General features: G+C 62.2%; 14 protein-coding genes. 8 read left to right on the top strand and 6 right to left on the bottom strand.

Going from position 1 to position 13,697, the window contains the following annotated elements:
• The first annotated feature begins 51 nt into the window (after positions 1-51).
• On the top strand, positions 52-843 hold the full coding sequence (locus YH3_RS12260; RefSeq protein WP_030535047.1) for a DNA-formamidopyrimidine glycosylase family protein: 792 nt from the start codon (positions 52-54) through the stop codon (positions 841-843).
• Here YH3_RS12260 and YH3_RS12255 read toward each other — a convergent pair.
• The gene (locus YH3_RS12255) at positions 830-1,399 is read right to left on the bottom strand and encodes a TetR/AcrR family transcriptional regulator (protein WP_007727263.1); all 570 of its coding nucleotides are present in this window, start codon (positions 1,397-1,399) and stop codon (positions 830-832) included. The two genes, YH3_RS12260 and YH3_RS12255, sit on opposite strands and share 14 nt — an antisense overlap.
• A gap of 87 nt (positions 1,400-1,486) precedes the next feature.
• Between YH3_RS12255 and YH3_RS12250 the strand changes: the two genes are divergently transcribed.
• The 5 genes from YH3_RS12250 to YH3_RS12230 all read left to right on the top strand — a co-directional run bounded on the left by YH3_RS12250 (position 1,487) and on the right by YH3_RS12230 (position 5,664).
• On the top strand, positions 1,487-2,428 hold the full coding sequence (locus tag YH3_RS12250) for an oxygenase MpaB family protein (protein ID WP_050654885.1): 942 nt from the start codon (positions 1,487-1,489) through the stop codon (positions 2,426-2,428).
• Between the two features lie 17 nt (positions 2,429-2,445).
• Entirely contained in the window at positions 2,446-2,982 is a 537-nt protein-coding gene (locus YH3_RS12245; RefSeq protein WP_003940745.1) for a hypothetical protein, read from the top strand.
• Between the two features lie 147 nt (positions 2,983-3,129).
• The gene (locus YH3_RS12240) at positions 3,130-3,780 is read left to right on the top strand and encodes a serine/threonine protein kinase (protein WP_230587435.1); all 651 of its coding nucleotides are present in this window, start codon (positions 3,130-3,132) and stop codon (positions 3,778-3,780) included.
• Positions 3,770-4,693 carry a hypothetical protein gene (locus YH3_RS12235; protein ID WP_102999358.1) on the top strand — a complete coding sequence of 308 codons (924 nt, stop codon included), beginning with the start codon at positions 3,770-3,772 and terminating at the stop codon, positions 4,691-4,693. Before YH3_RS12240 ends, YH3_RS12235 begins: the two co-directional genes overlap by 11 nt.
• A gap of 86 nt (positions 4,694-4,779) precedes the next feature.
• The gene (locus YH3_RS12230; protein WP_058226546.1) at positions 4,780-5,664 is read left to right on the top strand and encodes an aldo/keto reductase; all 885 of its coding nucleotides are present in this window, start codon (positions 4,780-4,782) and stop codon (positions 5,662-5,664) included.
• A 36-nt stretch (positions 5,665-5,700) separates the two neighbouring features.
• Here YH3_RS12230 and YH3_RS12225 read toward each other — a convergent pair whose 3' ends face one another.
• Both YH3_RS12225 and YH3_RS12220 read right to left on the bottom strand, forming a co-directional pair.
• The gene (locus YH3_RS12225) at positions 5,701-6,444 is read right to left on the bottom strand and encodes a 3-hydroxybutyrate dehydrogenase (RefSeq protein WP_064443412.1); all 744 of its coding nucleotides are present in this window, start codon (positions 6,442-6,444) and stop codon (positions 5,701-5,703) included.
• Positions 6,441-7,817 (bottom strand): MFS transporter, encoded by a 1,377-nt coding sequence (locus YH3_RS12220; RefSeq protein ID WP_003940819.1) that lies wholly within the window; start codon positions 7,815-7,817, stop codon positions 6,441-6,443. The genes YH3_RS12225 and YH3_RS12220 overlap by 4 nt, the downstream gene beginning before the upstream one ends.
• A 153-nt stretch (positions 7,818-7,970) precedes the next feature.
• Between YH3_RS12220 and YH3_RS12215 the strand changes: the two genes are divergently transcribed.
• Positions 7,971-8,918 carry a LysR family transcriptional regulator gene (locus YH3_RS12215; protein WP_064443411.1) on the top strand — a complete coding sequence of 316 codons (948 nt, stop codon included), beginning with the start codon at positions 7,971-7,973 and terminating at the stop codon, positions 8,916-8,918.
• Here the strand turns inward: YH3_RS12215 and YH3_RS12210 are convergent.
• The 3 genes from YH3_RS12210 to YH3_RS12200 all read right to left on the bottom strand — a co-directional run bounded on the left by YH3_RS12210 (position 8,887) and on the right by YH3_RS12200 (position 12,038).
• Complete coding sequence (locus tag YH3_RS12210; RefSeq protein WP_003940742.1) at positions 8,887-9,603, bottom strand: GAF and ANTAR domain-containing protein; 717 nt, start codon at positions 9,601-9,603, stop codon at positions 8,887-8,889. The genes YH3_RS12215 and YH3_RS12210 overlap by 32 nt on opposite strands.
• Before the next feature lie 50 nt (positions 9,604-9,653).
• On the bottom strand, positions 9,654-10,121 hold the full coding sequence (locus tag YH3_RS12205) for a hypothetical protein (protein ID WP_228232568.1): 468 nt from the start codon (positions 10,119-10,121) through the stop codon (positions 9,654-9,656).
• A gap of 174 nt (positions 10,122-10,295) precedes the next feature.
• Entirely contained in the window at positions 10,296-12,038 is a 1,743-nt protein-coding gene (locus YH3_RS12200) for a glycerol-3-phosphate dehydrogenase/oxidase (protein WP_064443410.1), read from the bottom strand.
• 108 nt (positions 12,039-12,146) lie between these two features.
• On the opposite strand from YH3_RS12200, the gene glpK reads away from it, so the two are divergent.
• A complete protein-coding gene (gene glpK / locus YH3_RS12195; RefSeq protein WP_007727296.1) occupies positions 12,147-13,637 on the top strand; it encodes a glycerol kinase GlpK in 1,491 nt (496 codons plus the stop codon).
• Positions 13,638-13,697: the final 60 nt, after the last annotated feature.

Genomic DNA, 13,697 nt, shown 5'->3' with positions numbered 1-13,697 from the left:
TGATGATTGAGATCGTGGAAGTTGAGATCCTGAAGTGTGGGTGCGGCGACCATGCCTGAGGGCGATACCGTGTGGCGGGCCGCCAATGAACTGCGCGCTGCCCTGGCCGAGAAGGTACTCACCACCTGCGACGTCCGCGTTCCTCGTTACGCCACGGTTGATCTCTCGGGCCACCGCGTGGATTCCGTCGCCAGCCGCGGAAAACATCTCCTGATCCGAGTGGGCGAAGCGTCCATTCACACGCATCTGAAGATGGAAGGTCAGTGGCAGATTTATCGCCCCGGCGAGCGCTGGCGCCGACCCGCTCATCAAGCGCGCATCATCTTGGCCACCGAAGACTCTGTAGCAGTTGGCTTTTCACTGGGAATCACCGAGATCCTCGAACTCGGGCAGGAACAGGAGGCCGTCGGACATCTCGGACCGGATCTGCTCGGGACCGATTGGGACAGTTCCGTGGCCGCCCGAAATCTTCGGGCTGCCGACTCCGTACCGATCGGAATCGCGCTCCTGGATCAGCGGGTGATGGCCGGACTGGGCAACGTGTACCGAAACGAGATCTGCTTCCTACGAGGTATTCACCCGAAAACGCCGACACATCTCGCGGGGAATCTCGACGCGATAGTGGATCTGTCTTTTCGCACCATCAACGTCAACAAGTCGCGTCGCATCCGGGTCACCACCGGCGACACCCGCCCCGGTAGGCAGACATGGGTGTACGGCAGACGCGGAAAACCATGCCGCCGTTGCGGAACTCGCATCAGAGAAGACACCCTCGGACCGGATCAGCTCACCGAGCGAAATATCTTCTTCTGCCCGGCCTGCCAGCCCTTCACGCCTGGTTAGCGTTGATCAGCAGCCTGACGCAGTGGCGGACAAATCGATCACGGTCCACGACGATCGTGCCGTCCAGATAACCGATGAACAGTGTGAACAACGCCCCGACCAGTCCGACTGCCACCAGTTGCTTGTCCACGGGATCAGCGATCTCGGACAACTGGTCGTACACCAGGTCGACGAACGCCGGCATCGATTCGATACCGCGGCCGCTCAGAACGGGTTCCGAGAGCGGGGCGATCAGGAGCACTCTCCCCATCGCCGGATCGTCGACCATGAGCTTGACGAAAGCGTCGACCGCAGCGGTGGCGACGGCCTCGGATGTCGTCTCCGACTCCACTGCCGACGCAAGCGCCGACTGCGCACGCTCGGCGACAAACGTGTGGACCGCGACAACGTACTGATCGCGATCGGTGAAGCTTTCGTAGAAGTACCGCTCGGTCAAACCGGCGGCCTTGCAGACCGCACGCACGTTGACGGCCGGACCGTCGACCGCACCGAGCAGTGTCACTCCGACGTCGAACAACGTCGCCTTTCGAGTGGCCCTGCGTTCTTCGATGCTCACAACTTCCCCACTTCGCCGACACTTGATCTTCAATGCACCCGGCATTCGATCCTTGACTACCGCTGTTGTCGATCCTAATCTGACAACATGCGTAGTCAACTTGACGACAGCAGCACCCCGGTTCCCCTCGGTCCGGATTCCCTGACGTGGAGGTATTTCGGCGACTGGCGCGGGATGCTGCAAGGCGTCTGGGCCGGTTCGATGCAGAACATGCACCCCGGCCTCGGCGCCGGAGTCGAGGAGCATTCACAATTCTTCGACGAGCGGTGGGAACGACTGTACCGCTCGCTGTATCCCATTGCAGGCGTGGTCTTCGACGGCGATCGCGCGCAGCAGACAGCCGAAGAAGTCCGCGGCTATCACACACGAATCAAGGGCGTCGACAAGTTGGGGCGTCGGTATCACGCACTCGATCCCGATACTTTCTACTGGGCGCACGCAACGTTCTTCATGGGCACAATCGTCACTGCCGAGAACTTCTCCGGTGGCTTGACCGAGGCCCAGAAACGTCAGCTCTTCACCGAGCACATTCAGTGGTACCGCCTGTACGGGATGAGCATGCGCCCTGTTCCCGAGACCTGGGAAGCATTTCAGGAGTACTGGGACCACATGTGCCGCAACGTACTCGAAGACAACAAGGCGACCCGCGACGTCCTCGACCTGTCGGGACTCGGCAAGCCCCCGTACATGACGTGGCTACCCGATCCGTTGTGGCGGCTCGCCCGAATCCCCCTCGCCCGCGGATTCGTGTGGCTGACGGTCGGAATGTACGACCAACCGGTTCGAGACCTACTCGGCTACTCGTGGACCAGTCGCGATCAGAAAATTCACAACGCTGTCGGCCGCACCGTCAACGCCGTCTTCCGTCTGGTGCCGTGGCGATACCGGTATCAGCCACGTGCTCGCGCGGGATGGGATCGAGCTGACGGCCGAATCCCCGCCGATGCACCACTGGTCCACACACCGGCGCGCAACCTGCCCCCGCTCGAGCAGCGAGATAACCCGATGCACTACAGCCCCAGGGTCTGATCTGCCATGCTCTGAACATGGAGTGGGACCTGCGAACCCTGCTGAACCGTCCGATCACGTCTCACGGTGCGCCGCTGGGACAAGAACGTGTGGCGGCGAGGACCACCGCGTACATCTACGGCAACATTCTTGTCCTCGCCGCACTCATACCGGTGACGAAATCTCAGGAATCGCTCGGCGCCGCGATTGTGGTCGGCACGGCATTGTCGACATACATCGCCCACACATTTGCCGAGGGCGTCGGCGAGAGCATTCGCAACGATCGCCGACTGACGACCGCGGAGAGAATCGACTCGCTTCGCGATTCCGTCCCGATCCTCACCTCTGCGGTTGTTCCTGTCGTCATTCTCGCGACGGCGTGGTTCAACTTCCTGGAACCACGGACGGCGCAGTTGATCGCGGAAATCGTCTTGATCCTGCGGATCGGTTCCACCAGTTACGTGATCAGCCGACTGCACGGCGAGAAAGTCAGTACGAACACACATCTGGCAGCCTTCGGCCTCGCTGCCGTCGCCACCCTCATAGTCGGGTTGAAGATAGTGCTCACTCATTGACGAGCCACAAGTGCAAAAGAAGTCAGACCGGTCGTATATAACTAAGACGGGCAATTCGCAGAAACCTAGCAATCGGTAATTTCGATGTGCGGTGATCGACGACTAACTCGGCCCACTTCTATCAAGTAGGCAGAGGAGCAGCCCGCAATGACAACACCACAGTCGCCGTATCCCTGGAACAACGACCCCAACCACACGACACCTCTCCCTCCGCCCCCTCCTCCGCCGCCGGGCATCACACCCGGTCAGGCTCCGTACTCGGGACATCAGCCTGCTTACACCCCGCCCCGGCCCCCATACGGTCAAGGCACTGGATATTCGCCGATGCCTCCCCGCCCGCCGAAATCGTATGCATGGCTGTGGGTCCTACTGGGAGTTGTCACAGTCGCACTCGTCGCCGTCGTGGTCTACGTATGGGTTCTCCCTCTCGTCTTGAACGACAATTCCGACGAGAACACCGCACGCACGGAAACCGTGGTGATCACCTCACCTGCGGCCGCGCCGCAGAACGGCGTCGTCACACCCGCGCCCAACGAGTCGGTCCCTGCCAGCGCAGCGCGTTGTGGATCGGTGTTCTCGAACAACGAATTCACGACGTCCGCCGTCGGCACCAGCGTGACGTCTTGTGAGTTCGCCGAAGAAGTGCGCTACCAGTACGTGAGCCAGGGTCGACGCGGCGGCCCGGTCTCCATCAGCGCGGTCAGTCCGGTCACGGGAACTCGGTACTCGATGAACTGCGCCGGCAACAAAGTCGTCACGTGTACCGGCGGAAACAACGCGGTGGTCTATGTCTATTGAGCAGTGCGTCGAGGCTCGAAGCGGGACGCGCCGACGACTCCTGGCGGTTGCACTCGCCACTGCTTCTGCAGCAGCCCTCGCGGGCTGCACGATTCCGACGCGAGACGAGTCGTCGGAGAAGGTCGAGACGATCACCGAGATCGTCGTCGTTCCACCGGAGCCGACAGAGACTCCTGCCGCCCCGGGCAACGGTGTCGGCCCGCTCGCCGGATTCGAGGCCCTGGGCAACACCCTCGGCGGCGCCGTGGGTATCGCACTCGTGCCCGTCGGCGGAGGTCAGTCACTCGTTGCCGGCGAGTGGCAGAACGGAGTCGCCTGGTCCACCATCAAAGTCCCACTGTCCATCGCAGCCCTCCACGAAACCGACAACACAGAACTCACAACGGTCAAGCAGGCGATCACCACCTCCGACAACGAATCAGCCGAAGAACTGTGGCGAGGCCTCGGCGATCCGACCACTGCCGCAGCGAAGGTCGAGTCAGTCCTCGTGGCCTCCGGCGATATGTCCACCACCGTGGAATCACGCACGCTACGACCAGAATTCAGCTCGTTCGGTCAAACACAATGGCCACTTGCCGTCCAAGCGCAATTCGCCGCCACCCTGCCATGCCGGAGCGACGCCACCGAAGTCTTCGGGCTCATGGGCAGCATCAGCCCCGACCAACAGTGGGGCCTGGGAGTGATCCCGGCCGCTCGATTCAAAGGTGGGTGGGGGCCGGACGACGACGGCGGCTATCTGGTCCGCCAATTCGGGATCATCAGCAGCGGCACCGGACAACTCGCTGTCGCCATCGCAGCCAAGCCGGACTCGGGCACTTTCGCCGACGGTACTGCGATGCTCAGCGACATCGGCCGCTGGGTAGGCGAACGAGCGCAGGCTTTACCCATCGGCGGCACCTGCCAACCGAGCTGAAGTACTGCCGGTCGAGGGAGGTACTGCCGTTACCCGGCTGAGCAGTCACTCCCGCCGAACCCCCGGCCGCCGCTACCGTGGACGACATGAGCATCCCGAGTCTGAAACTGAACAACGGCGTCGACATCCCAGCGCTTGGCTTCGGCGTGTACCAGACGCCGCCGGACGAAACACTCGCCGCCGTCGAGTCCGCGCTGTCGACGGGTTATCGCCATATCGACACTGCCGCGGCCTACGGCAACGAGAAGGGCGTCGGTGAGGCGATCCGGCGATCCGGACTCGATCGTGCGGACATCTTCGTCGAGTCGAAGGTCTGGATCACCGACTACGGATACGACGAGACTCTGCATGCCTTCGACAAGAGCGCAGGCAAACTCGGTGTCGAACAACTTGACCTTCTGATCCTCCATCAGGCGTTGCCGAGCGAGTTCGAGCGCACGATCGACGCGTACAGGGCGTTGGAAACGCTTCTGGCCGACGGCAAGGTCCGCGCCATCGGAGTCAGTAACTTCATGCCGGATCACCTCACCCGACTCCTGGACGCAACGTCCGTGGTGCCGGCGGTCAACCAGATCGAGGTTCATCCGTACTTCAGGCAGTCGACTTTGCTCGAGGCCGACGCCGATCACGGGATTCTGTCTCAGGCCTGGTCACCGATCGGCGGAATCACGTTCTACCGCGACGGCTCCCACGGCTCGACCCTCGAGGACGCCACCATCGGCGCCATCGCGACCGCGCACGGCAAGTCGCCTGCACAGGTGATGCTGCGCTGGCACCTCCAGCAGGGCCGCCAGGTGATCCCCAAGTCGGTGACTCCCTCGCGGATCGCGGAGAACTTCGACGTGTTCGACTTCGAACTCACCGCCGAAGAACTCTCCGCAATCGACGCACTCGACACCGGAGTTCGCGGCGGTCCCGAACCCGAGGTCATCACCCGCGAGAAGTTCGGAATCGAGATTCCCGAAGCCTGAACCCGGCAGCTTGAACAACACAGCAGCCCCAGTGATCTAGCTGGCGCTCCACCCGCCGTCGATGGTGTACGAAGCCCCCGTCACCATCGACGCCTCGGTCGATGCCAGCCACCCCACCAGCGATGCCACTTCTGTGGGCTCGACCATCCGTTTGATCGCGCTCTCAGTGAGCATCACCTTCTCGACAACCTCGGATTCACTAATTCCGTGAACCTTTGCCTGGTCGGAGATCTGGGATCGCACGAGTGGTGTCAGGACGTAGCCCGGATTGACACAGTTACTGGTGACACCGAGTGGGGCACCCTCGAGCGCAACAACTTTCGACAGGCCTTCGAGTCCGTGCTTTGCCGTGACGTACGCACTCTTGAATGCCGAAGCGCGGAGCCCGTGGACCGAGGAAATGTTGACGATGCGCCCGAATCCTTTGCGGTACATGTACGGCAGGGCCGCTCTGACCAGGAGGAACGGCGCTTCGACCATGAGGCGTTGAATCTTCCGGAAGTCCTCGACGTCGAAATCCTCGATGGGACTGACCCGTTGAATGCCGGCGTTGTTGACAAGTACGTCCGTCTCGAGTGCCAGATCCACGAGTTGGTCGGTGTCGAGGAGATCGACGGCCCACGCAGTGCCGTCGATCTCGTCGGCCAGCGCCTTCGCGGCGACGTCGTCGAGATCAGCGACGGTGACGTGGGCGCCGCGGGCGGCAAGGAGTCGAGCACACGCCTCGCCGATACCGCTGGCACCACCGGTGACCAGTGCCGTTTTGCCGGAGAGCGTCATGCGGAAACACCGGCCCGCTCGTCGGCGAGCACTCGTGCGTCGGCGGCATCGACGGACTCGAGCGAGATTCCCTTGGTCTCCCGCGCGAAAACGACTGCGACGATGGTGACCAGGGATGCCAACAGGAGATAGATCGCGATGGGGACCGAGGAGTCGAACTTGCTCAGCAGTCCGGTCGCGATGATCGGAGCCAGTGAACCTGCCACGATCGACGTGACCTGATATCCCAGGGAGACACCGGAATAGCGCATCCGGGTCGGGAACATCTCGGCCATGATCGCGGGTTGGCCGGCGTACATGAACGCGTGGAACACAAGCCCGATGATGATTGCCGACAAGATGACTGCATTGTGCCCGCTGTTCATCATCGGAAAGGCGAAGAATCCCCATGTTCCGGCGGTGACGGCGCCGATCATGTACACCGGGCGTCGACCGATCGTGTCGGACAGTTTGCCCACCAACGGAATCACTGCGAAGTGCACGGCATGTGCCATCAGCATCCACCAGAGGATGTGCGCTGTGTCCGCATGAACGACGACCTTGAGGTAGGTGATCGAGAAGGTCACCACGAGGTAGTACATGACGTTTTCGGCGAAACGCAGGCCCATCGCGGTCAACACTCCGCGCGGGTAACGCTTGACCACCTCGAAAACGCTGTACGAGGTTGCCTTGACCAGTTCTGCTTCCTTCTGCGCCGCAATGAAAATGGGAGCGTCGGTGACCTTGGTCCGAACGTAGTACCCGACCAGAACGATCACCGCGGAGAGCCAGAAGGCAACGCGCCAGCCCCAACTCATGAAGGATTCGTCCGAGAGCGTCGACGTCAGGATCAACAGCACGACAGTGGCCACCAGGTTGCCCATCGGCACGCCGGCCTGAGGCCAGGACGACCAGAACCCGCGAGATCGATTCGGGCTGTGCTCGGCGACAAGGAGTACGGCCCCACCCCATTCGCCGCCGACAGCAAATCCTTGGATGAAGCGCAGCGTGACCAGCAGTGCCGGCGCCCAGTAGCCGATCTGACCGTAGGTCGGTAGGCAGCCCATCAGGAAGGTCGCGGCACCGACCAGCAGCAAACTGAACTGCAACAACTGCTTCCGGCCGAACTTGTCTCCGAAATATCCGAAGACGATTCCGCCGAGTGGCCGGGCGGCGAATCCGACGGCGTAGGTGATGAAAGCCGCGATGATCGCATCCAGCTCGTTGCCGCCGCCAGGAAAGAAGACTTTGCTGAAGACCAGCGTGGCCGCCGTGCCGTACAGAAAGAACTCGTACCACTCGACCACGGTGCCCGCCATCGAGGCGCCGACCACCTTCTTCAGCCCCGATGGTGGGGCTTGGCTCTCGGGTTTCGGCATGTTGTCGACGCTCATCGTGGACTCCCTCGTCTTCAGTTCGCGATTCGCCTGCTCTTCACGATCAGGAATGTGACCGCTCGCACATTTTTTGTGACTCGATGAGTATCGGTGCAGATTCTTGGCACGACAATGACAAATCTCGCACCATACAGGTGCAAAAATGCAGATATGACACTCGGACTGAGCCCGGACGACCTACTGGTGCTTCTCGCGGTCGGTCGCACCGGCCGCTTCAACACCGCCGCCGACGACCTGGGCCTCAACCACACCACCATTTCGCGCCGCATCGCCTTGCTCGAGAAGAGCCTCGGCGGCCGTGTACTGGTCCGCTCGTCCGGCGGCTGGGAGTTGACCGACCTGGGCAGACAAGCCCTCAGCGCGGCCGAGCGCATCGAGGCCGCGGTGAACGAACTGGCACTCGACTCCACCGGTCAGCAGCAACTCGACGGCGTCGTGCGGGTCTCGGCCACCGACGGCTTCAGCGCATACATCGCGGCCCCCGCCGGCGCAGCGGTTCGCAGACGCCATCCTCGCGTGAGCGTGGAGATAGTCGTCGCGACCAGAAAGGCGTCGCAGATACGCTCGGGGCTCGACATCGAGGTTGTTGTCGGCAAACCTCAAGTTCACCGCGCCGAGGCCGTCCATCTGGCCGACTACGCGCTGGGTTTGTACGCCTCCCGAGAGTATCTACGTCAGAATGCTGTTCCCGAAAGTGCCGAAGAGCTGGCCGAACACTCGCTCGTGTATTTCATCGACTCGATGCTGCAGGTCGACGAACTCGATCTGGCTCGCAAGCTCACGGTTTCCATGCGCGAGGCCGTCACGTCCACCAACGTGTTCGTCCACATCGAGGCAACGCGCGCGGGTGCCGGCATCGGCTTGCTCCCCTGCTTCATGGCCGAGCAGCACGACGATCTGATTCGCGTGCTGCCGGCTCACATCGAAGTCAGACTTTCGTACTGGTTGGTGGCTCGTTCTGAATCCTTGCGCCGACCGGAAGTCGCAGCGGTGGTGACGGCACTTCGAGAGACGGTGGATCTCAAGCGATCTCAACTCCTCGGCTCGCCCGGGGCGAACGAAGCGCTCAGTCCAGAGTCGAACGATGCTGGACGATGACCTTGCGCGCCAACTCGGCGATCTTGACGTTCATGTTCTGCGAGGTTCGCACCAGAATGTCGAAGGCCTCGTCGTCGGACACCCGATGCAGAGCCATCAGCAGACCGACGGCCTGACCGATTTCGCGACTGCTCGCCAGGCCGCGCCGCAGCGAGTCGGCATCCTCTCCTCGGTTCAGCGCGGTGACGGCCACGGATGCAAACGATGCCAACATGATCGCGTGGTCGGCAACAGTTTCCGTGAATGCTCCCGGAGTGTCGGAGAAGAGGTTGAGGGCACCGAACTTCTGACGATCGACCATCAGTCGGAACCCCATCGAGCCACGAATGGGTGTCTCTGCCACGACTTTCCGAGCGAACTCGGGCCACTGATTCGGAGTGCGAAGATCTGACTCGAGCTGCGGCGCCTCCGTGTCGAGGGCGTCGATGCACGGCCCCTCACCAGTCGCACGTTCGAGATCGTCTGCATGCTCGGCGATCTCATCGCTTGCCGCTACCGTGACGTTGGTGTTTCCCCGTCGCAGCATCAGGCTTGCGTGATCGCAACCGGGAATCAACTCGACAGCCGCCGAACAGATCGCGGAGTACACCTCGGCGCTGTCTGCGGCGGAGTAGAGGATCTCCGCCAACGCCGCGAACACTGCCGTGGGTTCTGTCAGTGCTTGGTCGCGCTCAGCCATCTCCATACACCTCGGGGTCTACCGTTCATCGAATTCTTCACCGAACGGTACAAACCTTACTTACTCGAGCGGATGGGGTCGCCGCCGCTCGCCGATTCCCGCCCGTCCGTCCCCTGAAAAGCTTCCGTAGCCGCGCGGTGATGCAGAGCCGTGACGGTGGTGATCTGCTTGGACACCAGGTCGTTGAGCTCGCGGTACTGCTCCTCCGTCTCCCCGGCCGGAATGTCTCTCAGGACCTCCCACATCGCACTCTTGCCGCACAGAGCGGTCCGCATGATCTCGAGAGTTGCCAGCTTCACGAGACGGTTGCGCCAGATGGCGTCGACATGGACGAGGCGCCTGATCCGATTGACCGTCGCGTCGATCTTGGAGTACCGCGGCAGAGATATGCCCTGGGTGTCCTCGATCAGTTGCAGCAGCTGCTCGATCTCGTACTCGAGCTCACCCGGCAACGAGTCCAGCTCACCGTCGGCCCACGCGCCGTACGAGTCCGAGAGTGACCGCGAGAGTTGCAGCCCTACCATCGCTCCGCACAGGTGAGTGACCAGATAAGCAGTGGCTATGTGTTCCTCAGCAGATCTCGACCGACTACCGAACATTGGGATCCTCCTGGGCGACGCTCGACCGGTCTGTGCTGACACGGGTGGTGATTCGACATCCGCCTACCCGCGACAGACCGAGAACAAACGACGGGCGACTCAGACCCGATCCGGCACCACGACGACGGGTTCGAGGATCTCGGCCCGAGACTCCGGCGCTGCGGCGCGCAAGGCGTCGGCCGACTCGTCGTCCGGCTGGGTCTGCGACTCGATCTCCGCTTCGACGCGCGCTCGGTACGTGTCGACCTCGCGCTCGACGGTGGCGGGATCCCAACCGAGAATCGGAGCAACCAATCCGGCAACCTGTTGCGCACAGTTGACACCACGATGCGGGTACTCGATTGCGATGCGCATGCGGCGAGCCAGGATGTCGTCGAGGTGCAATGCACCCTCCGCCGCGGCGGCGTACACAGCCTCGACCTGAAGGTAATCGGGGGCATCTGTGATGGGCTGCAACAACTCCGGCGTCTGTCGGCCGAGTTCGAGGACCTCCGTGATGAGTGAACCGTAGCGGTCGAGCAAGTGCTTGACGCGATACGGATGCAAGCCGTACTGCTCGCCCAGTTGCACAGTCTGATTGATCAACGCGAAGTATCCGTCGGCGCCGACGAGCGGCACCTTCTCCGTGATCGACGACGCCACTCGCGCCGGAATGTCTTCTGCTGCGACATCGACGGCGTCTTCCGCCATGACCCGATACGTCGTGTACTTTCCACCGGCGATGGCGACCAGGCCTGGAGCCACACGGGCAACGGCGTGCTCGCGCGAGAGCTTCGACGTCTCGTCGCTCTCACCGGCAAGCAGCGGACGCAGGCCTGCGTACACACCGTCGATGTCGGCGTGCGTCAGCGGCGTGACCAGAACGGAGTTCACGTGGCCGAGGATGTAGTCGATATCTGCTTTGGTTGCCGCTGGGTGAGCGAGATCCAAGTTCCAGTCGGTGTCCGTGGTGCCGATGATCCAGTGACTGCCCCACGGAATGACGAACAGCACCGATTTCTCGGTACGCAGGATGATGGCGGCTTCACTGACGATGCGATCGCGCGGGACGACGATGTGTACGCCCTTCGACGCTCGCACCCGGAACCGTCCGCGCTGACGTGAGAGGGCCTGGATTTCGTCCGTCCAGACACCGGTTGCATTGATGACGACGTGACCCTTGACCTCCGCGGTACGGCCGTCTTCGCAGTCGCGAACACGAACTCCCGAGACCCGGTCCGCTTCACGCAGAAATCCCACGACCTGCGTCGACGTTCGGACGACCGCGCCGTAGTGGGCGGCGGTCCGTGCAACGGTCATGGTGTGCCGAGCGTCGTCGACGACGGTGTCGTAGTACTGGATGCCACCGGTCAGTGAACTGCGCTTGAGGCTCGGCGACATGCGCAGTGCGCCCGCCCGCGTCAAGTGTTTCTGGGAGGGGACCGATTTGGCGCCGCCCATCCGGTCGTAGAGGAAGATTCCCGCGGCCATGTACGGGCGTTCCCACACTCGGTGAGCCAAGGGGAACAGAAACTTCAGCGGCTTGACCAGGTGCGGAGCGAGCGTGGTCAGCGAGAGTTCGCGCTCACGCAACGCCTCACGAACGAGGCCGAATTCTAGTTGCTCGAGATAGCGGAGACCGCCGTGGAACATCTTCGACGAGCGACTGGACGTACCGGATGCGTAGTCACGGGCCTCGACCAACGCAACCTTCAGCCCGCGGGTGGCCGCATCGAGGGCCGCTCCGACACCGACGACACCACCGCCGACAACGACGACGTCGAATTGCTCGGTCTGAAGTTGTTCCCAAGCAGCTTCGCGCTGCTGCGGGCCGAGAAACTTCGCACCTTGCTGCTTACTCAACCCGGTCTCCTGTAAGTCGACGACGAATCCGTTTACAGGCTAGTAGCTTGATCCACATACTGCGACAGCGCACGGATTACTGCGAACACGCCCGAACCTAGGAGCACAGTGAATCAATACATCGCCGCCATCGACCAAGGCACGACGTCGAGCCGCTGCATGATCTTCGATCACGACGGCGCCGTGGTGAGCGTTGCGCAGAAAGAACACGAGCAGATTTTCCCGCGAGCAGGTTGGGTCGAGCACGATCCGGTGGCGCTGTGGATCAACACTCGGGAGGTGGTGGCCGGCGCTCTCGCGAAGGTCGATCTCACGCGGGCCGACATCGCTGCCGTCGGAATCACGAATCAGCGTGAGACGACCGTCGTTTGGGAACGTTCGACGGGTAAGCCGATCTACAACGCGATCGTGTGGCAGGACACGCGCACGGATCAACTGTGTGTCGAACTGGGCGGCGACGAGGGTCCGGACAAGTATCGAGACAAGACCGGACTACCACTCTCGACCTACTTCGCCGGGCCGAAGATCCGCTGGATTCTCGACAACGTCGACGGTGCGAAAGCAAAAGCGGAGGCCGGCGAATTGTGCTTCGGCACTGTCGACACGTGGATCGTGTGGAACCTGACCGAGGGCGTCCACGTGACAGATGTCACCAATGCGTCACGCACGATGCTGATGGATCTCGAGACCCTCCAGTGGGACGAATCGATCTGTGCGGACTTCGGAATCCCGATGTCGATGCTCCCGGAAATCCGTAGTTCCTCAGAGGTCTACGGCACAGGACGTCCACGCGGCAATCTCGCCGGTGTGCCGGTCGCCGGAATCCTCGGTGACCAGCAGGCAGCCACATTCGGCCAGGCCTGCCTCTCCGAGGGTGAAGCCAAGAACACCTACGGCACCGGCAATTTCATGCTTCTCAATACTGGCACGAAGCCGGTGCACAGCAAGCACGGACTACTGACGACCGTCTGCTACAAACTCGGCGAAGCCCCTGCCGTGTACGCACTCGAAGGTTCCGTCGCCGTGACGGGTTCCTTGGTCCAGTGGCTTCGAGACAATCTCGGAATCATTCAGAACGCCAAGGACATCGAGCCGCTCGCCGCAAGTGTCGACGACAACGGCGGCGCCTACTTCGTGCCCGCGTTCTCCGGGCTGTTCGCACCTCGGTGGCGACCGGATGCCCGGGGTGTCATCGTCGGTCTGACGCGCTTCGTCAACAAGGGACACCTGGCCCGCGCAGCGCTCGAGGCGACGGCATACCAGACCCGCGAGGTCATCGACGCCATGCGAGCGGATTCGGGAGTCGAACTGTCCGCACTGAAGGTCGACGGCGGCATGGTGGTCAACGAAACCCTGATGCAGTTCCAGTCGGACATCCTCGGAGTTCCCGTCATCCGTCCGGTGGTCAACGAAACGACAGCTCTCGGTGCTGCGTACGCAGCGGGCCTCGCCATCGGTTATTGGGCCGATACCGAAGACATCCGCAACAACTGGGCCGTCGGCAAGACGTGGGAACCGGCGATGGACGAGTCCGAAAGGTCACGGCTGTACGCGGAGTGGAACAAGGCCGTCGAGCGGACGTACAACTGGTCCGAGTAATCACCCCGATCCTTCCATACCGGAAGAGCTGATCATGGTCGCCTATTGATACTCCTGAGG

The organism is Rhodococcus sp. YH3-3 (genome assembly GCF_001653035.1).
Taxonomy (GTDB): Bacteria; Actinomycetota; Actinomycetes; order Mycobacteriales; family Mycobacteriaceae; genus Rhodococcus_F; species Rhodococcus_F qingshengii.
Note: the sequence above shows the minus strand (reverse complement) of the source record. Positions and strands in the feature narration are given on the sequence as shown.